Annotated in this window: 25 protein-coding genes; 12 read left to right on the forward strand and 13 right to left on the reverse strand. The window is 45.0% G+C overall.

Annotated elements, in window-relative coordinates; all coding sequences use genetic code 11:
- Positions 1 to 9: 9 nt before the first annotated feature.
- The 5 genes from J4N44_RS06520 to J4N44_RS06540 all read right to left on the reverse strand — a co-directional run bounded on the left by J4N44_RS06520 (position 10) and on the right by J4N44_RS06540 (position 5,805).
- Positions 10 to 1,167: an ABC transporter substrate-binding protein gene (locus tag J4N44_RS06520; RefSeq protein WP_252044983.1), complete on the reverse strand. Its 1,158-nt coding sequence runs from the start codon at positions 1,165 to 1,167 to the stop codon at positions 10 to 12.
- A 336-nt stretch (positions 1,168 to 1,503) separates the two neighbouring features.
- A complete protein-coding gene (locus J4N44_RS06525) occupies positions 1,504 to 2,181 on the reverse strand; it encodes a TVP38/TMEM64 family protein (protein ID WP_005450645.1) in 678 nt (225 codons plus the stop codon).
- 55 nt (positions 2,182 to 2,236) lie between these two features.
- Complete coding sequence (locus J4N44_RS06530; RefSeq protein ID WP_252044984.1) at positions 2,237 to 3,007, reverse strand: heterodisulfide reductase-related iron-sulfur binding cluster; 771 nt, start codon at positions 3,005 to 3,007, stop codon at positions 2,237 to 2,239.
- The gene (locus tag J4N44_RS06535; RefSeq protein ID WP_005450642.1) at positions 3,004 to 4,800 is read right to left on the reverse strand and encodes an FAD-dependent oxidoreductase; all 1,797 of its coding nucleotides are present in this window, start codon (positions 4,798 to 4,800) and stop codon (positions 3,004 to 3,006) included. The genes J4N44_RS06530 and J4N44_RS06535 overlap by 4 nt, the downstream gene beginning before the upstream one ends.
- Positions 4,801 to 4,821: 21 nt before the next feature.
- Positions 4,822 to 5,805 (reverse strand): sulfurtransferase, encoded by a 984-nt coding sequence (locus tag J4N44_RS06540; RefSeq protein ID WP_045388404.1) that lies wholly within the window; start codon positions 5,803 to 5,805, stop codon positions 4,822 to 4,824.
- Positions 5,806 to 6,106: 301 nt separating this feature from the next.
- Here J4N44_RS06540 and J4N44_RS06545 point away from each other — a divergent pair, with 301 nt between their 5' ends.
- The 4 genes from J4N44_RS06545 to J4N44_RS06560 all read left to right on the forward strand — a co-directional run bounded on the left by J4N44_RS06545 (position 6,107) and on the right by J4N44_RS06560 (position 11,132).
- Positions 6,107 to 7,912: a sensor histidine kinase gene (locus tag J4N44_RS06545; RefSeq protein ID WP_252044985.1), complete on the forward strand. Its 1,806-nt coding sequence runs from the start codon at positions 6,107 to 6,109 to the stop codon at positions 7,910 to 7,912.
- Positions 7,902 to 8,498 carry a response regulator transcription factor gene (locus J4N44_RS06550; protein ID WP_009698147.1) on the forward strand — a complete coding sequence of 199 codons (597 nt, stop codon included), beginning with the start codon at positions 7,902 to 7,904 and terminating at the stop codon, positions 8,496 to 8,498. The genes J4N44_RS06545 and J4N44_RS06550 overlap by 11 nt, the downstream gene beginning before the upstream one ends.
- A 152-nt stretch (positions 8,499 to 8,650) precedes the next feature.
- The gene (locus tag J4N44_RS06555) at positions 8,651 to 9,319 is read left to right on the forward strand and encodes a hypothetical protein (RefSeq protein WP_252044986.1); all 669 of its coding nucleotides are present in this window, start codon (positions 8,651 to 8,653) and stop codon (positions 9,317 to 9,319) included.
- Between the two features lie 322 nt (positions 9,320 to 9,641).
- Positions 9,642 to 11,132, forward strand: coding sequence for a SulP family inorganic anion transporter (locus J4N44_RS06560; protein ID WP_252044987.1), 1,491 nt, complete (start codon positions 9,642 to 9,644; stop codon positions 11,130 to 11,132).
- Positions 11,133 to 11,209: 77 nt separating this feature from the next.
- On the opposite strand, the gene J4N44_RS06565 is transcribed toward J4N44_RS06560, so the two are convergent.
- Complete coding sequence (locus J4N44_RS06565) at positions 11,210 to 11,653, reverse strand: META domain-containing protein (RefSeq protein WP_005450631.1); 444 nt, start codon at positions 11,651 to 11,653, stop codon at positions 11,210 to 11,212.
- A gap of 220 nt (positions 11,654 to 11,873) precedes the next feature.
- Between J4N44_RS06565 and J4N44_RS06570 the strand changes: the two genes are divergently transcribed.
- Positions 11,874 to 12,122, forward strand: coding sequence for a DUF1289 domain-containing protein (locus J4N44_RS06570; protein WP_005450629.1), 249 nt, complete (start codon positions 11,874 to 11,876; stop codon positions 12,120 to 12,122).
- 117 nt (positions 12,123 to 12,239) lie between these two features.
- Here the strand turns inward: J4N44_RS06570 and J4N44_RS06575 are convergent, their stop codons facing one another.
- Together J4N44_RS06575 and ushA are read right to left on the reverse strand one after the other, a co-directional pair.
- A complete protein-coding gene (locus J4N44_RS06575) occupies positions 12,240 to 12,461 on the reverse strand; it encodes a hypothetical protein (RefSeq protein WP_005450627.1) in 222 nt (73 codons plus the stop codon).
- A 445-nt stretch (positions 12,462 to 12,906) separates the two neighbouring features.
- Complete coding sequence (ushA, locus tag J4N44_RS06580) at positions 12,907 to 14,622, reverse strand: bifunctional UDP-sugar hydrolase/5'-nucleotidase UshA (protein ID WP_222325598.1); 1,716 nt, start codon at positions 14,620 to 14,622, stop codon at positions 12,907 to 12,909.
- Between the two features lie 349 nt (positions 14,623 to 14,971).
- Between ushA and J4N44_RS06585 the strand changes: the two genes are divergently transcribed.
- Both J4N44_RS06585 and J4N44_RS06590 read left to right on the forward strand, forming a co-directional pair.
- Positions 14,972 to 15,676 carry a GNAT family N-acetyltransferase gene (locus J4N44_RS06585; protein WP_009698143.1) on the forward strand — a complete coding sequence of 235 codons (705 nt, stop codon included), beginning with the start codon at positions 14,972 to 14,974 and terminating at the stop codon, positions 15,674 to 15,676.
- Between the two features lie 15 nt (positions 15,677 to 15,691).
- Positions 15,692 to 16,207: a GNAT family N-acetyltransferase gene (locus J4N44_RS06590; protein WP_005450623.1), complete on the forward strand. Its 516-nt coding sequence runs from the start codon at positions 15,692 to 15,694 to the stop codon at positions 16,205 to 16,207.
- A 224-nt stretch (positions 16,208 to 16,431) separates the two neighbouring features.
- On the opposite strand, the gene rplY is transcribed toward J4N44_RS06590, so the two are convergent.
- Positions 16,432 to 16,710, reverse strand: coding sequence for a 50S ribosomal protein L25 (rplY, locus tag J4N44_RS06595; RefSeq protein ID WP_005450622.1), 279 nt, complete (start codon positions 16,708 to 16,710; stop codon positions 16,432 to 16,434).
- A gap of 422 nt (positions 16,711 to 17,132) precedes the next feature.
- On the opposite strand from rplY, the gene J4N44_RS06600 reads away from it, so the two are divergent.
- Positions 17,133 to 17,867, forward strand: a complete 735-nt coding sequence (locus J4N44_RS06600; RefSeq protein WP_005450620.1) for a glycosyltransferase family 2 protein — start codon at positions 17,133 to 17,135, stop codon at positions 17,865 to 17,867.
- Between the two features lie 14 nt (positions 17,868 to 17,881).
- Positions 17,882 to 19,177, forward strand: coding sequence for an LssY C-terminal domain-containing protein (locus J4N44_RS06605; protein ID WP_009698140.1), 1,296 nt, complete (start codon positions 17,882 to 17,884; stop codon positions 19,175 to 19,177).
- A gap of 109 nt (positions 19,178 to 19,286) precedes the next feature.
- Here the strand turns inward: J4N44_RS06605 and J4N44_RS06610 are convergent, their stop codons facing one another.
- The 4 genes from J4N44_RS06610 to radD form a co-directional block, all read right to left on the reverse strand.
- Entirely contained in the window at positions 19,287 to 20,636 is a 1,350-nt protein-coding gene (locus J4N44_RS06610; protein WP_017819499.1) for an ATP-binding protein, read from the reverse strand.
- A complete protein-coding gene (locus J4N44_RS06615) occupies positions 20,626 to 21,285 on the reverse strand; it encodes a response regulator transcription factor (protein ID WP_005442273.1) in 660 nt (219 codons plus the stop codon). Before J4N44_RS06615 ends, J4N44_RS06610 begins: the two co-directional genes overlap by 11 nt.
- A 31-nt stretch (positions 21,286 to 21,316) precedes the next feature.
- Complete coding sequence (locus J4N44_RS06620) at positions 21,317 to 21,736, reverse strand: PepSY domain-containing protein (protein WP_005450617.1); 420 nt, start codon at positions 21,734 to 21,736, stop codon at positions 21,317 to 21,319.
- Between the two features lie 77 nt (positions 21,737 to 21,813).
- A complete protein-coding gene (gene radD, locus J4N44_RS06625; RefSeq protein WP_009698138.1) occupies positions 21,814 to 23,565 on the reverse strand; it encodes a DNA repair helicase RadD in 1,752 nt (583 codons plus the stop codon).
- Between the two features lie 74 nt (positions 23,566 to 23,639).
- Here radD and rsuA point away from each other — a divergent pair, with 74 nt between their 5' ends.
- From rsuA to J4N44_RS06640, 3 genes are all read left to right on the forward strand, one after another.
- On the forward strand, positions 23,640 to 24,341 hold the full coding sequence (rsuA, locus tag J4N44_RS06630) for a 16S rRNA pseudouridine(516) synthase RsuA (RefSeq protein WP_005450615.1): 702 nt from the start codon (positions 23,640 to 23,642) through the stop codon (positions 24,339 to 24,341).
- Between the two features lie 467 nt (positions 24,342 to 24,808).
- Complete coding sequence (locus J4N44_RS06635) at positions 24,809 to 26,011, forward strand: Bcr/CflA family multidrug efflux MFS transporter (RefSeq protein ID WP_053050202.1); 1,203 nt, start codon at positions 24,809 to 24,811, stop codon at positions 26,009 to 26,011.
- On the forward strand, positions 26,011 to 26,673 hold the full coding sequence (locus tag J4N44_RS06640) for a DUF2913 family protein (protein WP_252044988.1): 663 nt from the start codon (positions 26,011 to 26,013) through the stop codon (positions 26,671 to 26,673). The genes J4N44_RS06635 and J4N44_RS06640 overlap by 1 nt, the downstream gene beginning before the upstream one ends.
- Positions 26,674 to 26,723 lie beyond the last annotated feature (50 nt).

The following is a 26,723-nucleotide window of genomic DNA, read 5'->3' on the forward strand; positions in this document are numbered from 1 at the left end:
GGGTGATTATTAATTCCCGTAGCGTTTCAACCATTCTTTTTCTAGTGCGGCTTGCCAGCTTGGATGTGGCTCTGCAATAGACTTGAATTGTTGAGTATTTTTAGCCGTACCAGTCAGGTATTGGCTGCTTAGCACTGAAGGATCACCCCAGATGTTGATATCACCTTTACGAGATTGCGCTTCAGGACTTAATAAAAAGTTTATAGCAACTTGAGCCCCTGCACTGGCGTTTGCGTTCCAAGGGATAGCTAAGAAGTGAATGTTAGAAAGTGCACCCGCATCCATCGCATACGCTTTGGTGCTATCTGCAAGGTTGCCGCTAGATTGTGCTGAATAAACCGCATTTGGGTTAAAAGTGACGGCTAAGTCAATCTGACCATCATCTAGTAGTTGTACCGTTTCCGCTGTGCCACCCGGAAACTGCTTACCGCCACGCCATGCGACTTTGTGAAATTCATCTAGGTAAGCCCATAGAGGTTGCGTGATAGTTTTGAATGATTCGTCTGTCACTGGCTTTTGCAGTGCAGGATCGTTATTGCTCAGTTCGATCAGTAGAGATTTGATGAAACTGGTGCCATGAAACTCCGGTGGGCGAGGGTATGTCAGACGATTTGGAAACGCTTTTGCGTAGCTCAGCATTTCAGCATATGAGCTTGGCGGGTTGTGCAGGGTATCTTCATCGTAGATAAACACCAATTGACCTACGCCCCAAGGCGCTTCTAGACCATCTGTTGGTTCAGAGAAATCGACATCAACAGGCAGGGTTTTATCGACATACTGCCAGCTTGGTAAACCTTCAACGAAAGGACCAAACAACAGTTGGTTGTCTTTCATCGATTTAAAGTTTTCGCCATTAATCCAAACCATATCAACACTGCCACCGCTGTTTTTCCCTGCGGCTTTTTCAGCAATAAGACGAGTGGTGGTTTCAGAAATATCGGTGACCTTGACGTGGTTAAGTGTCACGTTGTAGCGAGATTTAAGCTCTTTGCCTGCCCATTGGATGTAGCGGTTAATTTCTTGGCTACCACCCCAAGCATGAAAATAAACGGTCTGACCGTCGGCTTGCTGTTCTATTTTTTGCCATTCTTCAGCGGTCGAAGATGCAAAAGAGGAGGTCGCGAATGTGGTGGCTAAAATGCCAATGGTGCTAAGTAGCTTTTTCATACGTAATCCGTGTTTCTTTATCTTTGTTTTCATTTTTGGAGCTTTATATTCCCATGAGGTACAAACGGCTGTTTTGGTACTCTGAATTGGGGATAAACCACGCTGGAAGCTCCGTTCCCTCTAGATGGATAGTAATCTATCTTGCTCTATTATCAACGCGAATTTGATAATAGATTCAGAGAATTACTCGCCTTGTGAGGTGATACCAATCCACGTCAGTTTTTGGTCTTAAAAGTCACCAATTTAAGGACAAAGTGTGAGCAAATCAGTAGCAATGAAAATAGTGCGACTCTCGATAAGTCGCACTATTTTGGCTTCAATAATGGATAGACCGGATTACTTCGCTAATTCTTCCATGTTGATGCCTTTTTTCTTTGCGATGTATTTTGGAATCAAAGACATGCCAAACAGCACAAGACCCGCAACCGCAAATTTTACCAACAACATTGCAGACACACCGTTTGTTGCGATGTCACCAGCCATGTAAGCAAAAATGAAAGCACCTGGCGCCATGGTCAACAGAGAAACCAGAGCGTAAGTGCCAAGGTTTAGGCTGGTTAGACCGTAAGCGTAGTTTTGTAGGCTGAATGGGAATACAGGCACAAGACGAGTCAGAATCAAGAAGCTGGTGCCGTTTGCTGCTACACCGTCATCGATTTTCTTGAATATTGGGTTGTCGCCAAACTTCTTCATGATGGTGTTACGCAGTAGGAAGCGCGCCACGATAAAGGCTGCTACTGCACCAAGCGTTGCAGAAAAGAGCGCCAATACGCCACCTTTGATAGGACCAAATACGATACCTGCCACAATGGTAAATGCGCTGCCCGGTAGTAGGAAAACACACGCAAATACGAATGCTGCTACGAATACGGCGTAACCCCACACACCAAAGCTTGCGATCCAATCTTGTAGGCTCTTGATGTCAGTGATGATTTCAAGAATGCCAGTTTGTTTTGCCGCGAACAGAGCGAGAGCTACAACAGCGACGATAAGAGCGATTTTTACGAGTTTCATAAGTTCAACTTCACTTAAACCTAATAATTAAAAAGAGATAGCGACACAGAGACAGTTACACTGACATACACTTGATCAGGCCCGCTTTTGACTTGTAGCGGTTGAACCAAGCTTTTACAGGGCTTGCAAGTACGTTTACTGGCGGCTCATCACCTTGCATGATCACAGGACCGAACATTAGATCCAGAATGTGCCAAGACTTTCTACCAACACCCATCATGGATGCACGACATGCCGAGCAATAAACCACTACGTAGTCGGTTTCAAACTCTTCAACACGGCGCTTAATTACGCGCGTTGCCACATCTGGGTTTGCAGGTACAACCATGCCGCCGAAGCCACAGCAGCGGGTGTTTTCTCGTGTGTGTTCTGGCTCAGAGGTTTTGTAACCAAGTTCGTTTAATATCCAACGGATACCGTCTTGCAGCTCTTTCTCGTAGCGAGTTGAACAAGAGTCGTGAATGGTAAACACCACGTCGCTGTTTTTGGCTTTGCCGCGCAGTTCTTCCGGTAAACCAATTTCAGGAAGTAGCTTCCACAAAGACACTGGTTTTTGTGTGCCACCAGATTTTTTGATCATGCCGTAGCAGCTTTGACACGCCACAATCACTTCTTGTGCGTCTAGCTTATCAAAATCAGCCTGTAGCTGACCGTAACGCTCTTTAAACTTCTCCGTTTGACCGATAGCTGCAGTCGGTTTGCCACAGCATTTTTGGACTGCGCCCATGTCTGGAAATACTTGCTTTAGGTAGCTAGCAATGGCAGCTACACCTTCAGGTGAATAGGATGGCAAGCTGCATCCTGGCATAAATACTTTATTACTCATTTTGTCGATACCGCTCGTTTTGCCATAGTGAAGATTTTTGAGAAGCCAAGCTTCTGGTGCATGTTGATCGCTTTATGACCCGGCATTGGAGATTCACCGTTGTTTGCCTTAACAAAGTCAGCACGTGCCCCTAGGAACATCTCTTTCATTGGGAAGTCTTTCGGACACACGATGGTGCATTGGTCACACGCGTTGCATGAGTAAGCCATCAGTGGATCCATCGACTTGTTGTTCACAAAGTCGGAGAAAATGGTTTTTGGACAGTCGCTGAAGTCATTCATCATGATGCACTCGGTCATACATAGCTTGCAGCTGCATTGCAGGCAGCGAGAAGCTTCTAGTTTGATTTGCGCTTCAGTAAAGCCTAAATCCACTTGTGCAAAATCCTGCTTACGCTCTTCAGCGTCACGCAATTCACCGTGTAGGCGAGGGGTATCTACCGTACCTTTTGGTAGTGGTACGTCTAGACGAGATGAGTAGCTGTATTCTTGCTCGAAGTCGCGGTCTTCAGTTAGTGGACGAGTCGTTAGGAAGCGTTCAACGCTCATTGCTGCTTTACGACCTAATGCCATCGCTTCAATTACGATGTTCCCGCCACACGCATCACCAGCTACGAATACGTCTTCTAGACTAGATGCTAGTGTTTGTTTATCGACAACGTAACGGCCACCGCGAGTTTGCTCTAGTGCACCGTCAGTAATATCTGCCACGATTTGACCCGTAGCGAAAACAACGGTATCCACAGAGATAGTTTTGCTTTCTTCGCTGTACTGAGGTGCAAAGTTGCCTTGCTCATCAAAGATCGACAGCACTTTCTTGATAGTAATGCCTGTTACTTTGCCGCTCTCGTGCTCGATAGCGACAGGTCCCCAACCCGCATGGAATTCAACGCCTTCTTCTAGTGACTCATCGATTTCGATTTGGCTTGCAGGCAGGTTCTCAAGGCTCTCAAGTGAACATTGGTAAACTTCACTTGCGCCGATACGCCATGAAGAGCGTGCGCAGTCCATCGCTACGTCACCACCGCCGATAACCATTACGCGCTTACCTGCTCGTGGGAATTGGCGAGTTTCAGAAATCTCTTTTAGGTATTCAACCGCAGAGAACACGCCATCGTTGTCATGACCCGGCAGAGGGATGATCGAACCTACGTGCGCACCATGTGCAAGTACCACCGCATCATGCTCGTTGCGTAGTGTTTCGAAACTGATGTCTTTGCCGATCTCAACGCCAAACTGAGTTTTGATTCCCAGCATCGCTAAGTAGCTGTATTCGAAATCGATAACATCGCGTGGCAGGCGGTATTCAGGGATACCAACACGCATCATACCGCCGTAAACGTCCAGCTTTTCATAGATGGTGACTTCATGACCCTGACGACGTAGTTCGATTGCCGCTTGAGCGCCAGCAGGACCTGCACCTACGATCGCGATGTGCTTGTTAGTTAGGGGGGCAATGTTTAGATCCCAGTGATCTTGGTTATCCATTTTCTCTGCGACGAAACGTTTAATCCCAGCTACGCTGATTGGCTGACCAAACTCAGAATTACGGCGACAAGACGCTTCACACGGATGTGCGCAGATGCGACCTAGTGTTTGAGGAAGGAATAGTTTGCTACGGATCAGATCCAGAGCACCTTGAAAATCACCTTCACCCGCCATGCGAACGTATTGCTTTACGTCTGTGTGCATTGGGCACGCGGTTTGACATGCCGGATCGGCATCACCCATACAGCCATCGACAATCATTTGAGCGGTGTCGAATAGCTTTTGACTAAAAATTACATTGTTCATTAACTGCTATTTCCGTGTTGATTAGCTCTTGCCGTTGATAACGTTCACTTCAGGGTTTTTCTGCTCATAGTGAGCATGGCTGTACTCGATCCATGAACCGTCATAGTTGTAGACGCCTTCTGCGCCAAGTACTTCAGTAAGAATCATGGTGGTGTGGGCAGAACGAACACCGGATTGGCAATAAGCGATCACTTTTTTGCCTTTGATGATGTCGCCATAAAGAGCTTGCAGTTCTTGTGCAGATTTCAGCGTTGTGTCTTCGTTTAACGCTTTGGTCCAGTTAATGTGAACACTGCTTGGGATAGTACCCGGACCGTACGCACCAGAAACCGCAACGTCGCCGTTGAACTCGTCGTTGCCGCGAGTATCTAGGATCACCCAATCAGGGTTGTTTTGCGCTGCGATAACCATATCCAGTGTCGCTAGCGTGTTGTTGTCTTGTTTTGTGTTCGGTGCTTTGTATTCAACTGCGGCAACGCTTGGGTTTGCAGAGCCAGTTGGGTAACCAGAGCCCATCCAAGCGTTCAAGCCACCGTCTAGGTAACGAACGTCTTGATGACCAAGGTTATGGATTTGCCAGTAAAGGCGAGCGGCATCGTGGTGAGAGCCTGCTGCGTAAACCACGATTGTGCTGTCAGCTGTTGCGCCGAAGCTGCCCAGAATGGTCTCCATTTCTTCGGTGTTATTGCTCATACCACCGAAGTCGTATTGACCATCAGCCGCCGAGTAATCGTTACGCCACATAGTGTAAGAGCCAGAAATAGGACTATCTGGTTTGATAGGGTTTAGCGCACCGATCACAACCACATCTTTGTCGCCGTCCATCAGCGACTTAAGTTGTTGTGCCGAAATGAAGTGCTCAGGATGAGCATATTCTGCGAATTTCTGCTCTTGAGCAGCGGCATCCACAATCACAGCCTCAGCTGAGAACATCGTATTGTAAGCTGAGTAGCCAACCGCTGTGACAGCTGCTAACACACCCAACGCAATCGTCGATTTTTTCATGAGTTGCTTCCATATTTTAATTTAAAGTTTTGCTGCCGAATCCTTGATGTTTCGACAGATAGAATGCTTTTGATGGGGCAGTGCTGACATGAACGTTTCTTAATCATTTTTGGTGTTCATGGCTTAAAAAAAGCAGAAATGCGCTCTACCCCTTTATGGGTAAGGTATTCTGAGGAAATCGTTTAAATGACGATATTGTGGTTTCCCACAATAATGATGTGGGATTGATCTAAAGCAACAAAGTAGAAGGGGGAAGTGGTGCTAAAATGTGCCACAACCGAGTTTTGGTAGTATTTCGTAAGTGATTGATAATTATTCTCAAAAGTTAATTCTTTTCATTTTTGCTCTCTCCTTTTTCTTTACCTCTTTTGCCTCTGCTAATGATCAAGAAGTACCGAGAAAAGACTACGATGTTGGCGTTTTAGCGCTGCGTGGACACGCACATGCTCGTGAAGCGTGGCAACCAACTTTGGATTGGTTGGAGACTCAGAATCCTGGCTATCAATTCAACCTACATACTTACGATTTCGACCAACTTGAAGATGCATTTTTGCACGGTTGGCTTGACTTCATTCTGACTAGTCCAGGGCAGGCGACTAAGTTGGCACGTGAATACCCAATCAACTGGTTAGCAACGCAAAAAACTGCCTATAGCAACTTACCAAATAAGTCGATTGCTTCGGTGGTAGTGGTGCGTGAAGAGTCGCCTTATAAAACGCTGCGTGACATCAATAAAGCTAATGTCGCGGCGGTATCGGAAAAAGCCTTTGGCGGCTTTCTCGCGCTGCGTTATGAGCTCGATAAGCTCGGCTATTTCAATTCCTCTTTCTTCGAAAAAATTCATTTTACTGGTCCACCAACTGACCAGTTGATTTTGGACGTGATCAAGAACGATCTCGATGTCGCGATCGTCCCTGCATGTACTCTGGAGAACATGGCGAAGGAGGGGCGTATTCAACTGCACAGCTTGCGTGTATTGAATGAGAAGCGCCCTGCTGATTCTGTTTGTGCGGTGAGCACACCACTGTATCCAAACTGGACCATGGCTATGACAGAGCGAGCGCCGACGGATGTGGGGCAAATGGTGGCGCAAACCCTTTTCGCAATGCCAGAAGATCATCCAGCAGCCGTTGCGGCGAACAACGTTGGCTGGATGTTGCCTGCGCCGAGCATCAACGTTGATAAAGTCTACAAGCACTTAGACATGCATCCGTTGCAAAAGTCTTGGGGACAAAAAGCACAAGAATGGCTGCATAAGAACCAAGCGATCGCAATGGCGTCGTTACTGACTTTGCTGCTATTGACGGGATATCACTTCTGGTTGGAATGGAAGTTTCAACGTAGTCGTGAAACGTTAAAAACCACCATGAACGACTTACGCCGTAAGAGCTCAATGTTGGAGCATGCCCAACGTATCACCATTGTCGGTGAACTTGGTAGCAGTATTGCGCATGAAATTAATCAACCATTGGCAGCAATCAAAAACTACAGTCAAGGGGTGAAAATGCGCATGGAACATGGCGCGACTGCCGAAGAAATGGCGCCAATCCTCGATAAAATCCAACAACAGGTGACTTCTGCAAGCGACATCATTCAGCGCCTTCGTAGCTTGATAAACAAAACACCGATTGAAAAAAACTGGGTGGATCTACCTTGTTTGATTGAAGAAGCGATGAAGCTGGTGGATTACGAATTCCAACGTCATCGAATCCAACTTGGTGTGCTTTACTCTGGTGAGCCGCAAAAAGTCTTTGCAGATGTGACAGGTTTGCAGCAGGTCATTCTCAATGTTTTAAATAACGCCAAAGATGCGTGTTTGAGCCATTCGCCGAAACGTAGAGATTTGTACGTGGATCTGCACGTGAGCTTCTGTGATGAGATGGTCATCATTGACGTGACGGACAACGGCATTGGAATTGAAGAAGAAAGTACGCCATTGGACCAAGCTTTCTACACCACGAAGGAAAATGGATTAGGGCTAGGTCTGGCAATATGTCGTGATGTACTCGATGCGCACCAAGGCAGCATGCAATTTAGGTCCATAGAGCCCACTGGGTGTCAGGTGACCATTGTTTTACCGTATCAGGAGGCTTGTTATGAGTCGTAACCTTTGTCCACTCTACATCGTTGATGATGAAGAGCCAGTATTAGAATCCATGGCGTTTATGTTGGAAAGTTATGGTTACGAGGTTGAAGCTTTTTCTAGTGGGATAGATTTTCTCAACAACGCTGAATTGTCGGCTCCGGGTTGTGTTTTGCTTGATAGCCGTATGCCCGAGATGCGGGGACAAGATGTCCATCATGTAATGAATGAGAAATTCAGCCCGATCAGCGTGATTTACCTAACTGGTCATGGCGACATACCTATGGCTGTCGATGCACTAAAGGATGGCGCATTAGATTTCTTTCAAAAGCCTGTTGATGGAAACGCGCTTGTGGTTGCAGTGGATAATGCTATGGCACAGTCATTAAAAAACGGTGAAAAGCTGAGTGCGAAACAGGTATTACAGAATCTCACCAAGCGCGAGAAAGAAGTGCTTGGATTGGTAGTCAAGGGGATGAAAAACCAAGAGATGGCCGATTCGTTGTGTGTTTCTCTAAGAACAATTGAGGTACATCGCTCTAATGTGATGAAAAAACTTGAAGCAGAAAGCCTTGCAGTATTGATTCGCAAAGTCGGGCATTTGATCTAATTGATTTATGTTTTTGGGGGCAACGAACTGAGCTATTTAGGTCGAATTAATCACTGTAACCTAATGATATTTTGGGAAAGGTTTGCTCAACCGGTATCAGGAAGATAACATCAGTACCCAAAATGAATCTTAATCTTGGCTAGAACCTAACTATGTTTGTCGATACCGTTAAAAGTGCCTTTGCTTCACTAAACACGCATAAACAAGCGATTGCGAAAGCGACCGCTTTACCGATTCTCTTTTCTGTTATTCTTGATCTCCTTTTAGGTGCAAGTGAAGGCGATGTTGCTGCTATCTTCGTACAAATCTTGATGGCGCTATTGTCTGCGATCGTCGCGATTAACGTGCACAGTATTATCCTTAAAGGTCCTCAATCGGTCCCTCAGTGGGGGCGTTTCACCCTTGGCAAGATCGAAATGTGGTTCATCGGTCATTACTTGGTGATGACAGTTGCAGTAGTCGCCGTTGCCGCCATCTTTGCGATGATTAACGTTGCGCTTGCCGCAATTGTACTGTTCGCACTTGGTGTGATCTGTTGTCGATTGGTGTTGGTGTTTCCCGCCATTGCTATTGGTAAAGGTGTGTCATTCCCTTATGCATGGAACTTAACCAAAGGGTACACGTGGTACATGATGGGTGTGGTGATCTTGGTACCGCTTCTGTGTGGTATCGCAATATCACCTCTGGCGTATTTACAACTGCCAATCCTAATGAGTTTATTAAGCTTCCTAGTGACCATCATCGGGATTGCTATTTTGTCTAAAGCGTACGAGCAATTAAGTGGTTTTGATGGACAATCTTATTCTCAGCAGTCATTTTGAAGTCACTTAAGTAGATGTTATGAATGAAGAAGCGCCTCCTTTTAGAGGCGCTTTTTTATGGTTACTTGTAGGCAAATTTACTTGGTTTTGTAAGAATTTATTACAAATTGCATTTTTAAAGTGATATAAAGCACACCTTCGATGAGGCTGGTTTTGTTTTTGACTGGCCCATATCGAGAAAAACCGTGACGTTTCAATTGACGAATAAGGAAGGTGCTTTTTGCTCATTAGTCCGCCCTAGAACGATCTCTCAGATGCGTTTGCATCACTCCCTTCACCGTGCGCAATGCACCAACTAAGGCAATACGTTTATGAGAGATTTATGTTTAAATTTACAAAAGATACTTGGTTTAACAACGTTAAAGGAGATTGTTTATCAGGAGTTGTTGTAGCACTGGCACTTATTCCAGAAGCTATTGCATTCTCTATCATCGCAGGACTCGACCCCAAAGTGGGTTTGTATGCCTCGTTTTCCATCTGTGTCGTGATTGCGTTTACTGGCTCAAGGTCCGGAATGATTTCCGCGGCAACCGGAGCTATGGCGCTATTGATGACCACCTTAGTTAAAGATTATGGTCTGCAATATTTGCTCGCCGCGTCGTTTTTCGCTGGTGTACTGCAGTTATTGATTGGCTACTTAAGGCTAGGGGATTTAATGCGTTTTGTGTCTAAATCCATTATGACTGGATTTGTAAATGCGTTGGCAATTTTAATCTTTTTGGCGCAACTGCCTGAACTGACCAACGTTTCTTGGTCCGTTTATGCATTGACCGTTTTAGGACTAGCCATCATCTATTTGTTTCCATATGTGTCGAAAATCGGAAAAATGCTACCGTCCCCTTTGGTATGCATTATCACGGTGACAGTGGTTGCGTTGATGTTTGATATCGATATTCGTACTGTTGGCGATATGGGGCAGCTACCCGATTCGCTTCCCGTATTCATGATTCCCGATATTCCCTTCAACATTGAAACACTCCAAATCATTTTCCCTTATTCATTAGCTCTCGCCATTGTCGGTGTCCTTGAATCACTGATGACCGCATCTATCGTCGATGAGTTGACGGATACAGAGAGTGAGAAAAACGACGAGTGCAAAGGACAGGGGATTGCGAATATGGTCGCATCGCTGTTTGGCGGTATGGCAGGATGCGCAATGATTGGTCAGTCGATGATCAATATCCAGTCTGGCGGTCGAACACGTTTATCGACGCTTTGTTCCGGTGTGTTTTTGCTGATCATGGTGGTATTTTTGGGGGATTACCTCAAACAAATCCCAATGGCGGCGCTCGTTGCAGTGATGATCATGGTTGCGATAAGTACTTTCTCGTGGCACTCCATTGCAGAAATGCGTAAACACAGTTTATCGACAAACCTTATCATGCTATCGACGGTGATTTCGGTTGTTGCCACCCACAATCTTGCTATTGGTGTGCTGGTGGGCGTTTTATTAGCGTGTGTCTTTTATGTGAATCAGAGCCGGACTTTAATGAAGGTTTCGGATGAAGTCATTGTTGATAACGACCATACGATTCACAAAGTTCATGGGCAAATCTTTTTCGCTTCCGCCTATAGTTTCACTGATATGTTTGATTTTGATAATGCGACGCGATACATCACAATTGATTTATCCGATGCGCATTTTTGGGATATCACAGCAATATCAGCTTTGGATAAAGCCATCATTAAGTTTCGTAAAGGCGGCTCTATTGTTGCTGTAACCGGAATGAATGAAGCAACCTTGGATATGATAGATCGCCACGCGGTTTATGATGATCCTGAAAAGCTGGCTAAGCAAGGTATGGGGCATTAGAAACAAAAAAAGCAGCCAAAGGGCTGCTTTTTTAGAGATTCTTTCAGAGACTTATTGTCTCAGAAACAAATGTGGGATTAGTTTACCCAGTCACGCAGTGTGAACGTTAGTTCGTGATCTGCGTTTTTCAGCACTAGGCCATCGTTAGTCAGAGTAATGTCGCTCCAATCAGAAAGCGTTTCAGACATTACTTTTTCAATCTTCATTTGGTCTTCCATACACATCTTCATGGTCATGCCCATTTTCTCGATGCGTAGTTGGTTATCTTTTAGTTCAGCTTGACCGAAGAAGTTGTTACAACCTGCATTACCGTTCGCAGTTAGGTTTTCACCAATTTCTAAGCGAGGTGCTTGGCGTTCTTCTGCTGCGATGTTTTTGCCATCGATTTGAACCAGCTGCCAGTTGTGGTGCTGTAGATCTTGAGCCGTAATTTCTTTCACATTGTCACCGTTGCTAGCGCATGCAGTCATTAGAACTGGAAGTGAGATTGCTGCTACTAACGTTTTTAGGCTAAGCTTCATTTTATTGACTCCGTTTTTAGAAAACGTGGTAAGTATAGGTAATAAAACAGTGTTTTTGTCAGCATACGGTTATGGTTTCGTATGTTTTTAAACACGGCGTATTTTATAACAGAGATCCCATTCCAGGTACTAAAATTCAGCGAAAACTTCGAAATTTCTTACAGTTATTCGACTATAAGTGAATCGGGTCTTGATGAGATAACCAAAGAACGGGTTGAGCATGGAGCAACTGGAGTTTTTTACCGTCCCAAGTCCTTGTGTCGGAGTGTGCACTTCTGACGAAAAGGGCTATTGCAAGGGATGCATGCGTAAACGAGAAGAGCGGTTTAATTGGCTGAGTTTTACTCCTGCACAACAGTTGCACGTGATTAAGCTGTGTCGTCAGAGGTACAGAAGAAAGGTGCTAGCAGGGAAGGGGAAAGCAGAACTGCCTCAAGATGACTCATCCCCGCAACAGGATTTGTTTTAGTGTTGTTTACGCTTTATTACTTATGACTAACTATTCCCGGCCCAGTCTGAACTACTTATCCATAAGAGCCGGGAAGCTCCTATCCATTTTCGTGCTCAAAGTGATGAGCACTTGGCGTTACTTTAAAGACCATTGGTCGCTTACCCAGCCTCCTGCTTGTTCGTCGAAGTGACTACCGGCAAAGCGGTGATTTTGTTCCACGTCTAATTTACTGGTGGGTAATTCATCCATCATTTGATGAATGTATCTTGCCATTGGATCAGTACATGCTTCACGCTCTCTGCGAGTGACCACTTCTTTAATTATCTGCAGTCTATAGCTGTTGCTGGCTCGTTTCATTTTTGACCTCCAGAACTCGATGGCAGCAGTTTGAACACATTGGCGTTCAGATCGCTGCTCATTGGCGGGAGCGTAGAAGCCCATCGCCTTCGTTTGAAGTCTGAGAGACAAATTGTTTGAGAGCAGTGTTTGTAACGCCATTCGCATCTTTCTCAGAATCATTGACTGTGTGAATAAAAGTTAATTGCTCAAACACAGTTGATGAATCTTCATATTCGAAAGACCTTATCAAACATAGAAGCCCTACACATGGTCGTCAACAACGTAAATGAACATTTTTTGAACGATTTGTGAAGGTGGCGTTTTATCAGAGATTTAGCGCAAATAAAAAAACCGGAGCCACTTGGGCTCCGGTTGGTCTTAGAGTCAGTCTGACACGCCTTATCTCAGTTGTTATGCAACCGAATGGCTGTCAATGTCTAAGTGTAGACAAGAATGAAGTAAATTAGCTACCTGAAGCAGGACAGCCTTTCACTGATTGGCCGTTGCTCAAGTACTCAATGTTACCCAAGTTCTTATCGAAATCTGCCGCAGAAATCTGAGGGTTATTAACGAAGAACTCACGCAGTATAGCTGCATCTGTTTGCTGGGTTGATTTAACATCGATGATTGGGTAATTATCGCCACCCGCTGCACTAAAGCTAATTACAGAGAAAGTGTACTCAGCTTTTGGATCAAAGCCTTTACCGTTGATGTCTGTAATCGTTACGTCTTTCGCATCACAGTTAACTGATAGCGTGATGTTGTCTAGTTGAGCGTATGCACCAGAGCCAGCAGATTTTGTTGCTACAACGTCTAGGTAAGCTTTAACCTCTTCACCAGTCATGGTTGCTTTTGTTACAAAGTTACCAAAAGGTTGAACTGTTAGAACATCGCGGTAAGTGACATCACCTTTCTGGATAGAATCACGTACACCGCCTGAGTTCATTACACCAAAGTCAGCATTCACTAGCTTGTTCGTGCGGTATGCTTTACCCAGTAGGTGACCAAGGTTAGTTTGTTGTGAACGGACAACATTACGGTCGCCTTCAAGCTTGCCGTCTGTGTTTGAGATTACTTCGTCCAGCAAATCTTGACCTTGTTGTTGGTATGGTAGAAGCAGCGCTTTTACTGTTGCATCAGGTTTAATTTGGTTTTGAATGAATTGGTAATCACCATTTTCATCTTTCGCTTTTAGGTTTACTGGAATCAGTGCGTAGTTCGCTAGGTGAAGCTTGCCATCGTAGTATTCGAAATCTGCACGACCTACGTATTTACCCCACTCATGCGCTTGCATGATGTAAGTGCCATTTTGCTGATCTGGTGTACACTCATCACCTGGTTTGAAGTCCGCGTAGTTGTTCGTACCTGGCTCCATACATACTGGGTTTTGCGAGTGACCGCCGATGATAGCGTCTAGTTCACCTTCTTTTAGAGAACGTGCTAGTTGAACATCACCAGGCGCTTCGCTACCACTTTGACCATTTTGGTAGTGACCCATATGTGTTGTTGCGAATACTAGGTCGACTTTCTCGTTAGCTTCGATCTCGCCCAGCACTTTTTGGATTTCAACTTGAGGATCCTGGAAGTAGATGTCTTTTACGTTGTCTGGGTTTACAAGTTTTGCTGTATCTTCAGTAGTAAGACCGATAACCGCAATTTTCAGACCGTTAATCGTGAAGACTTTATAAGGAGCGAAGTAACGTTCATCAGTTACTTTTCCGTCCGCATCTTTTTTGTAGATGTTTGCTGCTAGCATTGGGAAATCAGCTAGCTCAGCTTGCATATCTAGAACATCTAGAGCGTTATCAAATTCGTGGTTACCCACAGCCATTGCGTCGTAACCCAGAAGGTTCATACCTACGAAGTCTGGCACAGCGTTCTGCATGTCTGACTCTGGTACACCTGTGTTGATGTCACCACCAGACAGTAGGATAGACTCGCCACCATTTGCTGCTACTTCAGCACGAATAGACTCAATCAGTGTTTTACGTGCAGCCATGCCGTACTCACCTTTGCTGTTTTCCCAGAAACGACCGTGGTTATCGTTTGTGTGAAGAACAGTGAACTTAGTACATGAATCTGCAGTGTCACAAGTGACTGGAGAGTTGTCGCTGTCTGAGCCACATCCTGCTAGCGCAGCGCCGACTGAAAGTACCAAAAGGGATTTGTAAAACTTCATAAGGGATCCTTTCTTTGTGATTTTGATTTTATTACGGCGTGAAATATACGGAAATAATGTGAAACTTTAGTGATCTATATCTTATTTACAGTTTTGTTGAATACAGGAAATAACAGGGCTGCAAACCGCGTCGACAAATAAACAGAAACCGTATTTAGAAAGGATTTAATGTTTTTACTAATTAAATTTGTGAGTCGCTTAATTGATTTCAATTTTCTAATGTGAATCAATACGCATTTTGGTGAGATATGGAGCAAACTTTGGTGATTATTTTGCCAGATTAATGTCTTCTTACTCTCTACGAAACAAATAGTTAAGATTTTTCTGTACGCTGTGTTGAGGAGTAAGGATGCTCAAAAAAACAACCGCACTTGCCGCGGAAATCGATTGCTCATGGCAAAAGCAGTTCAGTGTGAGCTGTAATTTGTACAATGGCTATTCTTATGACCCTCATTATTGGCAAAAGTTCTCCGATCTTTGCGCTGTATTTTTATATCAATCAGACGCCGTTACGTTTATATCTTGTCCCCCTAAATTATGGGAACGAATTAAACATTTTCAGCCAAGTGAGCTGGAGAGAAAACTCAATAATAAACAAATGTTCTGTGAATATGATGATGTCGACTACTATTTATTTAATGACGACAACGTCAACAAAGACGATGGGATAATTCCTCTCTCGATCGAGTCTGATCTCGAATTACTTGAATCTTTTGTCAGCCGAATGAGCGAAGAAGATATCCTTAAAGCGGACTTTGACCTCGATAGCCATTTTTTTTACGGCATATTTGACAAAAATGAGCTGGTAGCTGTGCTTGCTTCTTATTGTTATAAAGGGAAAGAGCCGTTTGAGTCTTTATCCATATTGGTTTCTCCTGAAGCAAGAGGAAAAGGGTATGGAAAACGCCTGCTCAGTCATTTAATCAATGAAGTGAAGTCGAGGCAGCGCAAAATTAGGTATCGAGTAAATAGTGAAAATACGCCTTCAATAAGGCTCTGCCAGTCTTTGGGGTTTGAAGCGTACAGTCGTCAAAGAGTGTTTACTCCGGAGTAATGAGAAAGGCAAGCAATGGGATATACAGTTAGAAATGCAGTGAGAGATGAAGCGGATCAGATCGCCAAAATACACGTTGATTCATGGCAAGTCGCTTACCGAGGATTAATGCCGCAGAGTTACATTGACCAATTTACTCGAGAACGTCGAGAGCGCATGTGGACGCGAGTAATGACGGAGCAACTGGCCAATCTCATTGTTGTTGAGAAACAGAAAGAGATCGTGGGCTTTCTAAGTTATGAACTGCCTGATCACACCAGCGAAGACAAGACGGCAACGGTTACTTGTTGCTATGTTTCGCCTTTATACTTCGGGCAGGGCGCTGGCAGTGCTCTGATTGATGAATTAGAAACTCGTTTACTCTCGACACCAGTGATGCAAATTAGCCTTAAGGCGTTAGACACCAATAAACAAGGGCTTAATTTCTATAAGAAGTGTGGCTTTGTGCGATCTGGAGAGGAAGAGTCGGAGGTTATCGATGATATGACGCTCAACGACGTGACGCTGGTGAAGTACATAGCACGAACATAACTTACTGGTGAGAGTGTTTAATGCGGTGTTTGCAGAAAAGCACTATCGGTAATGAAAAGAGAATTGAGAAAAGAGTAGGGGAGATTTACTTCTGTTCTAAATAGTAAAACCCCGGAGGTGGTAAGTCTCCGGGGTTTTGAAATTTTTTAGATGTCTCGGTTGGTAAGTCCGATAATCTTTATGCAAAAGGTTTGGATTTTATCCGTTAATTCCTTGGTAGGGAATTAGATACGGATGAAGTCCATGTGCTCAACTTTTGGCTTGTAAGCGTGACGTTGAACGTCTTGTGGCTTAACTTTAACTTCAGCGCCGTCGATCACTAGAACGATACCTTCGTAGAACTCAGGCTTGTCCATTTGGTTAACGATGTCGTCGTGGTTAAGAACGATAGCAACTGCTGCTTCTTCACCGCCGTATACAACTGCAGGGAATTTGCCAGCGTGACGTAGGCGGCGGCTCGCACCTTTACCTAGTTCAGTACGTACTACTGCTTCGAATTTCATAGTATTTACTCTCAAATTAGTAAAAAATAAAACTTTACAAACACAATGCGACCTTGTGTTCGTAGTAAAGCTTGAAACAGGAACTGTTCAAGCGAGCGCGGATACTATCATCCTGCTCTACATTCAGCAACCAAAATTGTACCTAAATCACCAAAAAGCCAGTAATTCTTCGTCAAGAAGAGTGTCTGTTTTGTGGTGTCGGCAAAACTTTGTCCGCATTGCGTTGATTTTAACCTATTTGGCTTTTTGTCAGTACGTTTTTATTTGCCTAGGACTCAATCCTCTTTCCAAGTTAATTCATTCATTAACGACATCTGTTATTCACAAAATGAACGCAAAATGAATGTTGACCTCAGTAACCGTTAAGTCAGTCGGTTCTATTCTCCATCGTACATAAACGGACAACCTCAATGGAGCACATTATGAATCCTATCAGTATCGTGATTATTACCCTCAATGAAGAAAAACGTATTGGTCGACTACTTGAAGACTTAACCAAACAAACTCACCAGAACTTTGAAGTGATCGTGGTGGATTCGAACAGCGAAGATTCGACACGTGAAGTTGCACAAGCTTACGAAAGCTCATTGCCAGAACTGACAGTGCACCGCATGGATACGCGTGGTGTCAGCCTAGGACGTAATACAGGTGCAGAACTGGCGAAGTATGAACGTATTCTTTTCTTAGATGCGGACGTGCGCTTACCAAGTGATTTTCTGAGCCGTGCAATGAGTAAGCTTGAGGATGCGAAGTTGGAAGTTGCTGGTGTTTACATGGGCTCAAAAAATCTGCCAATGGCACATAAGTTGGGTTATGGCATGTTTAACGCGGGATTGTTTATTACTCAGTACACATTCCCAACGGCGGTAGGTGCTTGTATTTTCTCTACCAAACGCGCACACAAAGAGATCAACGGCTTTGATGAGTCTATTACACTTTGCGAAGATTGTGATTACGTAAAACGCGCTTCTAAAACATGGCGTTTCCGCTTCTTACCGATGACGTTTGAATTCGATCCGCGCCGCCTTGAGCAAGACGGCTTCTTTAAGATGGGCATGACCTATTTCAAAGCCAATGTACGTCGATTCTTCTTTGGCGAGATGCGTAACAACGAAATGGAATACAAATTCGGTCACTACAAAGATCAACATTCGTAATCGTCGGAGGCTGCATGCTGGAAGCAATCAGTCTGTTTTTCGGAGCATTTCTGGATGCGACGATTGGACCTAATCTCTTTGTCCCGGGCGAGCCGTTTTTGCTCGCTGCGGGCTATCAATTGCACCAAGGTGTGATTTGGGGCGTTGTCGCCGTTTTGTTGGGCGGTTGGGTTGGCGATCAACTCAGTTACTTTATTGGTAAGCGTTCTGGCTCTAAAGCACAGAAGAAGCTGATTCGTTGGCAAGCCAAGACAAGGCGTCCAATCGCTCGTTGTCGTTTGTTGATGAAAAAACGCGGCAATGCCATTTTGATCTTTGCACGCTTACTCGGACCTGTTGCTTGGGTCGTGCCATTTATGGCGGGTACTGCGAATGTTAGTTGGAAGCGTTTTACTGTCTGTTCATCAATTGGATTGATACTTGGTGTTGGGCAATTTGTCGTTGCTGGGTATTTGCTTGCTGCGGGTCTTAACACATGGATTCCACTTGATTCCATAAAGTTCATCCTTGTTGAGCATAAGCTTCTTATTGCCTCAGTACTCATCGCTTCTGTATTCGCTCTTGTGGCTTGGAAGAAAAACTGGTCACGTAAATGGACCAAATCCCTAACGGCTTTAGTGTTATGTTTAGTTGCTGCGAATTATGGACACTTTTTCTATCTAGCAGATGACAATATTGAACAACCCGGCGTTACTGAAAATCAATCGATAGTCCTTAATGATATCGGCTTTAAGGTTTATCCGGGGCGCTCGAATGTGTTTGACGCTCAGGCAGTCAACTTGGTGTACGTCGGAGAATCCCCGCGAAGCCTAATGCAAGAGCTCGGCTGGTTAGAGAATCAAACCTTTTCAAGAAACGACATTGAATTGGCAGACTATGTGAGCTTATTGAAGCAGAAGCTGCCGCCCGTTTCTGATTTGTTTTGGAATGGCAAGCCACAGTCGATGGCATTCCAAGAGCCCGGAAGTTTGTTAAAACGCTCTCATGTTCGCTGGTGGCAAGCAGGGTTAGAATCAAAGTCTGGTCAACCGATTTGGGTCGGAGCGATTAGTTACGATGACGGTCTCAAGTTGGCGCATTACTCGGGTATTGTGACGGTGTTGCATCGAATAGATCCTAATGTGGACAGCGAAAGAGACCGTCTAGCGAATCAAATTGAAGTCAGTCATTTAGCGCTAGTCGGAGAGTTACATTCGTTAGCGCAACCTGTCGCAATGGATAGTAAGCACGACTATTATTCGGATGGGAATGTGCTGTTGATTAGTGAACCATCGCTAGCATTAAACTTACCCAATCAAAGCGCTATTTAGATATACCCAAGCATCTTGAGGTTACTTGGGTATATAAAAATGGCACCTAGCGAATAAATCGATAAGTGCCATTTTAATGTAATACTGTGAGTGACTGATGTAAGCTGACTTAAGCGCGGCTCTTTTGCAGAATCAAGGTGGCTTTTAACCCTCCCATTTTACTCTCTGATAATTCAAGTTGACCGCGGTAACTGTGCGCCATTTCACTGACAATGTTTAAACCTAAACCGGATCCTGGCGTTGTTTCATCCAGACGGTAGCCACGCTTTATTACTTGGCATAATTGCTCAGGAGGAATACCCGGACCATCGTCTTCAACAATGATATGAATGTTGTCTTTATCTAACGTTGAATGAACACGAATGATGCTGTTCGCCCATTTGTAGCCATTTTCCAGTAAGTTTCCCGCCATTTCATCCAGATCGGTTTTCTCTACGGCGACGTTCAATTCAGAATCAAGCTCGTTAATCAGTGTGACGTCACGATGTGCGTAGACCTTGTCAAACGCCATGGATATGGCATCAACGCGCTCTGAAGGGTTCGATTTCACCGAAAGAATGTTCATTGAACCAGCCATACGAGCGCGACCTAAGTGGTAATCGATGTGTTGTTGGATCTGTGCGATTGGCGCGTTCAAGCGTTCTTGTTCTTCAGGCGTGAAGTTTTGTACTTCGTTTTTTAAAACCGAAAGTGGTGTTTTCAGCGCGTGAGATAAGTTTCCTGCATGATTGCGTGCACGTTCAAGTAGCTCTTGATAGTGAAAGAGCAGGGCATTAAGATCAGAAATCAAAGGTGAGATTTCTTTCGGGTACTCTTCTTCCAAGCCTTTCTTGTTGCCTGATTTCAGTTCGGCTAACTCTCTTTGCAGCTTGGTTAGCGGGCTCAATGACCAGGCGATTTGCAGCAAGATAACCGCAAGAACACCAGCAAAGAGCAATCCTAAAATGATCCAGAGCTGTCCAGTTAAAGACTGAATCGTGCCTTCAATTGGATCTTCGTCAATGCCAATGATGACATCAATAGGACCATCGTAGTCCGGTAGATAAAGGGTCTTTTTCAACGTGATAAGTTTTTCATCACGTGCGCCAAAGGCGTCTTTATCCAATCCTTTGTACTCAATTTTCTTATCCCATAGTGAACGCGAACGTTCTAGGCTTGTGTCCGTTGATGCGCTCCAGTAAAGACCACTGTATGGACGATTAAATCTTGGGTCGGAAAGTTGAGTAGGAAGGGTGAGTTGACCTTTACTGTCGACTTCGAGCTGGGCGGCAATCTCGTCCATGTAGACATTCAATTGGGAGCGAGTGTCGTCCACCATATAGCTGTAAACTTGGGTGGGGATCGTGACGCCCGCCGCGAGGATCATCGCTGTGAGCCAAACGACCGCCGCTAGCACTAAGCGGCTTTTGATGCTCAGCCGCTTAAGAATGTGCATGGGAAGTTTGCTTCTATTCCGCATTCAATTGATACCCTAAACCGCGGACGGTTTTGATGATTTTTGGGGCGATCTTCTTGCGAATACGACCGATGAACACTTCGATGGTGTTTGAGTCACGGTCGAAGTCTTGCTTGTAGATGTGTTCTACCAACTCGGTACGAGAGATGACTTTTTCTGGGTTGTGCATGAAGTACGCGACCACTTTATATTCTAACGCGGTTAAGCTTACGGCTTGCCCTTGCCACAGCACTTTTGATGAGCGCGTATCTAAGCTTAAATCACCAATCTGCATGACAGGTGAGGCGTTACCTGAAGCACGGCGTAATTGAGCGCGAAGGCGAGCCGTTAGCTCAACCATTTCAAATGGCTTGGTTAGATAATCGTCGGCTCCGGCATTCAAACCCTCAACACGTTGAGATAATGTGTCACGGGCACTCAGAATCACCACAGGTGTATTAATGTTCTCGTCTCGAATGCCTTTCAAGACCGTCAGACCATCGAGCTTTGGCAAACCCAAGTCGAGCACAATCGCATCCCATTCTTCTGAGGTCGCACGGTAAAGCGCGTCGATACCATCTTGGGAAAGTTCTGGTACCCAGCCATTGTTTTCCAACGTTTCTAAAATCTGTTCGCCTAGGCGAGGTTCATCTTCGACAACAAGTATTTTCATATTCTTTCTTCTAATTATGTTTGGATATCGATTACTGCGGCTTAAGAGCTTTATTGAAGTTACGCCCTTTGATCTCGAGCATCTCTAGTGTGGCAGCGTCGTATTCCACTTTTATCACACTGTCATTGAACAAGATTTTCAGCTCGTAAACCCATTCGTCATCGTCTTCTTCAAGTTCAACTTTAATAATACGCCCATACAAATCATTCTCCACTGCTGCGTACATATCGGAGAATGGGCGAATGTAACCTTTTTGAACGGCACGATAGACTTCATCTTGATCTTCATCGAATTCAATTCGAGTTCCCGGTTTCTCAACGTCACGAACGATGGCATGACCATCTTTTTCATCATGATGATCATGGTGAGATGCAAAACTTGGTGCTGACAATAAAAGTGGCACTAAGCCTAGCAGCACGGGAAGTTTGCGCGGAGTGAAGGAGGTAGACATAGCAAAGCCTTTTTCAATGAGTTACGACGATTATATCGTGCTGTACATGAACAGAAAGTGAATTTGTGAGCATTCGCTTATCTTAGTTCGTCGTCAAAGATCTTATCGCGCAGTTTCCAAAAACGCCCTGACTTTCTAGCAATCACGAATTGTGGCAGACGGAAACGATGCTGGTTTGCCACGACTCTGGTTGGCGACGCCTCTTCAAATGGACGATGTTTGTCAGCAAGGTGAGGGCGTACAAACTGGTCTTTGAAGATTTGCTTCTGTTTTTTGGTATTCAGTGACCAGAATTCGTGAACCAATGCATTTCCTTCTCCTTGATAGGTTTCACCGGAATACGTCACTTTCAACTGTGATTTGCCATCACTGGACTTAAATACTGACAAGTCCATCTCGGTACATTCAAAGATCAGCGCATCTTTTAGGTTCAATGCTTCCTTGAGCTTTTTGTCTGGATCAACCAGCGTGGCATCACACTCATGACAAATACGCGCTGCAATGTCGTTATCAGCGCCACACTCGCCGCAATATTTAGCTCTAAATCGATAACCGCAATGCTCACGTTCTCCGGTCTCATCGTCCTCAAAATATCCTTGGCAACGACGACCAAAGTGCTCCAGCAAAAAGCCATTGCTATCCAGTTTTCCCCAGAAGTTGTTATTAAAGCCGCAAGCGGGGCAAGGGATGGTGATGATTTCGCTAGTGGAATCTGGCTTCGGATCGCCCACTTCAGGCTGATATAAATCATAGCTGTTGCCAGCGTAATCCAGTACGAGACATTCTGATTTGCCTTCCGACAGACGCAAACCACGACCAACAATTTGCTGATACAAGCTGACCGACTCGGTTGGGCGCAGAATCGCGATTAAATCCACATGTGGTGCATCGAAGCCCGTGGTTAAAACGGACACGTTAACCAAGTACTTTATCTCACGATTCTTGAACGACTGAATAATGGCATCGCGCTCTGGTGTTGGCGTGTCACCAATCACAATCGCGGTTTCGCCTTCAGGCAATAAACCATGGATTTCTTGTGCATGGCGAACTGTAGCTGCAAATACCATTACGCCTTTGCGTTCTTTGGCGTATTGAATGATTTGTTCAACGATCTGTGGTGTCGCTCGCTTAGCTTTGTCGATCACCATGTCCATCTCAGCTTCTTTGTATCGACCTGTGTTTGCTGGTTTGAGTTGTGAGAAGTCATAAGATAGGACTGGCGCGTCCATCATGCGAGCTGGTGTTAAGAAGTTTTCATCCAGTAAGTAACGGATAGGGAGTTCGAAGATACAGTCACGGAAAAAGCGTGACTCTTCCGTGCGAACTTGTCCACGGGTGTGATACTGATAGATCCAGCCCATGCCTAAGCGGTATGGGGTTGCGGTTAACCCCAAAACTTTAATGCCTGGGTTGAGTTCTCTTAGGTGCGTGATTACTTTTTGGTAGCTACTGGTTTTTTCGTCTGGCACGCGATGACATTCATCAATCACTAACAAGGAAAATTGATTCTTGAAAGAGTCCAGATTGCGCACTACTGATTGTACAGAAGCAAACACCACTTGCTGATCGGTTTCTTTACGTCCAAGACCCGCTGAGAATATTGAGCCTTTCAGTCCATAGCCTTCGTACTTGGCGTGGTTCTGTTCCACCAGCTCTTTTACATGAGCAAGTACTAGGACGCGCCCTTTGGCAAGTCTTGCTAGCTCTGCAATGACCAAGCTTTTACCTGCACCTGTAGGCAGCACAATGACTGCTGGTGTGGTGTGTTTACGAAAATAGTGAATCACCGCTTTAACAGAGTCGGCTTGGTATGGTCGAAGGGTGTACATGAAAATCTGTGAAATTGCTCAACTATTCGAATTAGGATCGCTATAATACCCGACCTTAAACATTAGAGGTATTCATGCGTTTAGATAAATATTTGTGTGATGGGCTGGGTGCGACTCGCAAGCAGGCAACGAAGATCATCAAAAGTGGCGAAGTGACCGTTGATGGCGAAGTACAAAAGAGTGGTGCTTTCAAAGTGCCAGAAGGTGGTGTGGTTGAGTGGGAAGGGCGCGAAGTTGGTGCTCCTGGTCCTCGTTACATTATGTTGTACAAGCCTGCGGACTTTGTGTGTTCACATGAAGATGGGCATAACCCAACCGCATTCGTGTTGCTTGATGAGCCAAAGGTAGAAAACCTACACTTTGCTGGTCGCTTGGATGTGGACACTACTGGTCTTGTGTTGATCACTGACGATGGTCAATGGTCCCACCGTATTACGTCGCCAAAACACAAATGTGAAAAGACGTACCGCGTATGGCTTGTGGATGCGATTCAACCTGATTACGTTGAAAAGTTTGCCGAAGGTATTGAGTTACGTAATGAACGCGAACCAACATTGCCTGCCCACCTTGAAATTGTAAACGAAGCTGAAAACGAAGTGCTGTTAACGATTGTGGAAGGTAAATACCACCAAGTGAAGCGTATGTTTGCTGCGCTCGGCAACAAGGTTGAACACCTTCACCGTGAGCGTATTGGTTCAATTGTGCTTGATGAAGCGCTTGAGCCGGGTGATTACCGATTCTTAACAGAAGAAGAAGTCGAATCAGTAGTGAAATGATTCACTCTGGTTGGAAGTAATTGCTGTTCTGGGAAATTGTTTAATTCCTGATAGGAACTAGTGTTTTGGTAGGAAATCGCTCAGAATGGGGATTCCTACCAAATAAGTCTTAGTGTCTGAACAAGACGCGCATTCGCCGCTCATAAACGCAGGCAGAACTGTATTTAATCTGAGAAAAGTCTTTTCTCTTGTTGGTCCTTACTGACGATAAGTACAGACGGTGTTAACGTCATCGCCTCTTCGTTTTAGCTCGGTTACTTTTTCGTTCTGCATACTCATCATGCAGGTTTTAGCGTCGAGTTAGGCAAGACCGCCTTGGTATACTTTCGTCTTTTATGATCTTCTCAATAGTAAGGATACTATGCACTGTCTCCGTGATTGTTACGGATTCGGGGTAAGGGAAGCGTCAATCATCTATCTCAATCAATGTGGAATGTTGATGGGAGGACACAACAAGAGGTAAGGCAATGACAGAAAAAGCCCAAAGTGCTCCCCAGTCACAAATCAGTTTTTTATTATTCCTTGTACTCGGTGCAATTGGTGCGTTGACGCCACTTGCTATCGATATGTATTTGCCGGCTATGCCAACCATCGCTAAAGATCTTGGTGTAACCGCAGGTGCTGTACAAATTACGTTAACGGCTTATACAGCAGGCTTCGCAATAGGTCAGCTGATTCATGGTCCGTTAGCCGACAGCTATGGTCGCCGACCTGTACTCATTTTAGGTGTGCTCTTTTTTGGTTTGGCAGCGGTAGTCAGTGCAACGACTAACGGTATTGATGCGCTTACTTATGTGCGTACGGCACAAGGTTTTGCGGGTGCGGCAGCGGCTGTGATTATCCAAGCGGTTGTACGAGACATGTTTGACCGTGAAGATTTTGCGCGTGCAATGTCATTCGTGACGTTGGTGATCACGATTGCACCTTTGGTTGCACCGATGATTGGTGGTCACCTCGCGATCTGGTTCGGTTGGCGTTCAATCTTTTGGGTGCTCGCTATCTTCGCGGTTGTGGTGATCTTGCTTGTTCTATGGATGATTCCAGAGACATTGAAACCAGAAAACCGTCAGCCATTAAGATTCAGAACCACGATTCGTAACTATGCACGTCTGTGTTCTAACCCTGAAGCGTTAGGGTTAATGCTCTCAGGTGCGTTCTCGTTCTCAGGCATGTTTGCATTCCTGACTGCGGGTTCATTTATATATATCGATTTATACGGTGTTCGACCAGACCAATTTGGTTACCTATTTGGCTTGAACATTGTGGCAATGATCATCATGACCAGTCTCAATGGTCGCATGGTGAAAAAGGTCGGTTCCCATTTTATGCTGCGCTTCGGTCTAACCATCCAGTTGATTGCTGGTATTGGACTGTTTGCTGGTTGGGTGCTTGATCTTGGTTTGTGGGGCATCGTGCCATTTGTAGTGCTGTTTATTGGAACCTTGTCTACGATTGGTAGTAACTCGATGGCGCTGCTGTTAAGTGGCTACCCAACGATGGCAGGCACTGCATCTTCACTTGCTGGTACTCTGCGCTTTGGCACAGGTTCATTGATTGGTGCGCTTGTTGCAGCAATGCCCGGTGGCGTTGCGTGGCCGATGATCGTTGTTATGTTTGCTTGTTCAGTGCTGTCTGCACTGTTTTATTGGACTTTAGGAAGAAAGGCGTAATGTCTAATTACACCAAAGAAATTCAAAATTTAGTTAACGCTGCTTTGGCAGATTTAGACCAAGAGCATCGCTCTGGTAAATTGGCAAATGCACCAGTAGCGAACAATCATTACTTGGTTCGTTGGGTAACCAAGGCGCTGAAGTCACAGCGTTTTGGTCGCACTGTGGGTGATGACTTAACGCGTTGGCAAAAAGCAGGTCGCTCAAAAGGTAATGATGCGGGTTTGCTATTCATCTTCAAACGCATCTCTGGCTTTTACGCGCAGTTTTTCCCAGAAGGTGAAGAGCCTAAAGTGATCAAAGATTCTGACGTTGAAGCGTTCCTTGATGCAATGGAACAAGCGGATTGGGAAGTGTCTACGTCTGAGCAACTGGTTGGCTGTGGCAAAGTGCAAATCTTCACTGAAGGTCAAAACTCACTAGCCTTATGTGCTGACCAGTGCGAAAGCTGTTTTGATGGTGAGCTACTCGTTAAACCAATGAGTTGGTTTGTTCGTGGCAACCACGCAGAGTTTGTCGAAAAAGCATCACAAGCGGGTTATATGGTTCATAAAGTGACGGATTACAAATCTATGGTGAAATACCACGGTGAATACCTGATCTTCCCTGCTAACGAAGGCAATCAACTGGCAGAGATTCCGCTGTCATTTAAAGCAGACTAATTCATCTATCGCATCATAAAAAATCGGAGCCTGTGCTCCGATTTTTTATA

Origin of the sequence: Vibrio sp. SCSIO 43155, from assembly GCF_023716605.1 — a bacterium.
Classification (GTDB): domain Bacteria; phylum Pseudomonadota; class Gammaproteobacteria; order Enterobacterales; family Vibrionaceae; genus Vibrio; species Vibrio harveyi.

Excerpts from the sequence above, each read along its gene's own strand:
- J4N44_RS06520 (WP_252044983.1), bottom strand. The coding sequence starts at position 1,167 with ATGAAAAAGCTACTTAGCACCATTGGCATTTTAGCCACCACATTCGCG.
- J4N44_RS06525 (WP_005450645.1), bottom strand. The coding sequence starts at position 2,181 with ATGAAACTCGTAAAAATCGCTCTTATCGTCGCTGTTGTAGCTCTCGCT.
- J4N44_RS06530 (WP_252044984.1), bottom strand. The coding sequence starts at position 3,007 with ATGAGTAATAAAGTATTTATGCCAGGATGCAGCTTGCCATCCTATTCA.
- J4N44_RS06535 (WP_005450642.1), bottom strand. The coding sequence starts at position 4,800 with ATGAACAATGTAATTTTTAGTCAAAAGCTATTCGACACCGCTCAAATG.
- J4N44_RS06540 (WP_045388404.1), bottom strand. The coding sequence starts at position 5,805 with ATGAAAAAATCGACGATTGCGTTGGGTGTGTTAGCAGCTGTCACAGCG.
- J4N44_RS06550 (WP_009698147.1), top strand. The coding sequence starts at position 7,902 with ATGAGTCGTAACCTTTGTCCACTCTACATCGTTGATGATGAAGAGCCA.
- J4N44_RS06555 (WP_252044986.1), top strand. The coding sequence starts at position 8,651 with ATGTTTGTCGATACCGTTAAAAGTGCCTTTGCTTCACTAAACACGCAT.
- J4N44_RS06560 (WP_252044987.1), top strand. The coding sequence starts at position 9,642 with ATGTTTAAATTTACAAAAGATACTTGGTTTAACAACGTTAAAGGAGAT.
- J4N44_RS06565 (WP_005450631.1), bottom strand. The coding sequence starts at position 11,653 with ATGAAGCTTAGCCTAAAAACGTTAGTAGCAGCAATCTCACTTCCAGTT.
- J4N44_RS06570 (WP_005450629.1), top strand. The coding sequence starts at position 11,874 with ATGGAGCAACTGGAGTTTTTTACCGTCCCAAGTCCTTGTGTCGGAGTG.
- J4N44_RS06575 (WP_005450627.1), bottom strand. The coding sequence starts at position 12,461 with ATGAAACGAGCCAGCAACAGCTATAGACTGCAGATAATTAAAGAAGTG.
- ushA (WP_222325598.1), bottom strand. The coding sequence starts at position 14,622 with ATGAAGTTTTACAAATCCCTTTTGGTACTTTCAGTCGGCGCTGCGCTA.
- J4N44_RS06585 (WP_009698143.1), top strand. The coding sequence starts at position 14,972 with ATGCTCAAAAAAACAACCGCACTTGCCGCGGAAATCGATTGCTCATGG.
- J4N44_RS06590 (WP_005450623.1), top strand. The coding sequence starts at position 15,692 with ATGGGATATACAGTTAGAAATGCAGTGAGAGATGAAGCGGATCAGATC.
- rplY (WP_005450622.1), bottom strand. The coding sequence starts at position 16,710 with ATGAAATTCGAAGCAGTAGTACGTACTGAACTAGGTAAAGGTGCGAGC.
- J4N44_RS06600 (WP_005450620.1), top strand. The coding sequence starts at position 17,133 with ATGAATCCTATCAGTATCGTGATTATTACCCTCAATGAAGAAAAACGT.
- J4N44_RS06605 (WP_009698140.1), top strand. The coding sequence starts at position 17,882 with ATGCTGGAAGCAATCAGTCTGTTTTTCGGAGCATTTCTGGATGCGACG.
- J4N44_RS06610 (WP_017819499.1), bottom strand. The coding sequence starts at position 20,636 with ATGCGGAATAGAAGCAAACTTCCCATGCACATTCTTAAGCGGCTGAGC.
- J4N44_RS06615 (WP_005442273.1), bottom strand. The coding sequence starts at position 21,285 with ATGAAAATACTTGTTGTCGAAGATGAACCTCGCCTAGGCGAACAGATT.
- J4N44_RS06620 (WP_005450617.1), bottom strand. The coding sequence starts at position 21,736 with ATGTCTACCTCCTTCACTCCGCGCAAACTTCCCGTGCTGCTAGGCTTA.
- radD (WP_009698138.1), bottom strand. The coding sequence starts at position 23,565 with ATGTACACCCTTCGACCATACCAAGCCGACTCTGTTAAAGCGGTGATT.
- rsuA (WP_005450615.1), top strand. The coding sequence starts at position 23,640 with ATGCGTTTAGATAAATATTTGTGTGATGGGCTGGGTGCGACTCGCAAG.
- J4N44_RS06635 (WP_053050202.1), top strand. The coding sequence starts at position 24,809 with ATGACAGAAAAAGCCCAAAGTGCTCCCCAGTCACAAATCAGTTTTTTA.
- J4N44_RS06640 (WP_252044988.1), top strand. The coding sequence starts at position 26,011 with ATGTCTAATTACACCAAAGAAATTCAAAATTTAGTTAACGCTGCTTTG.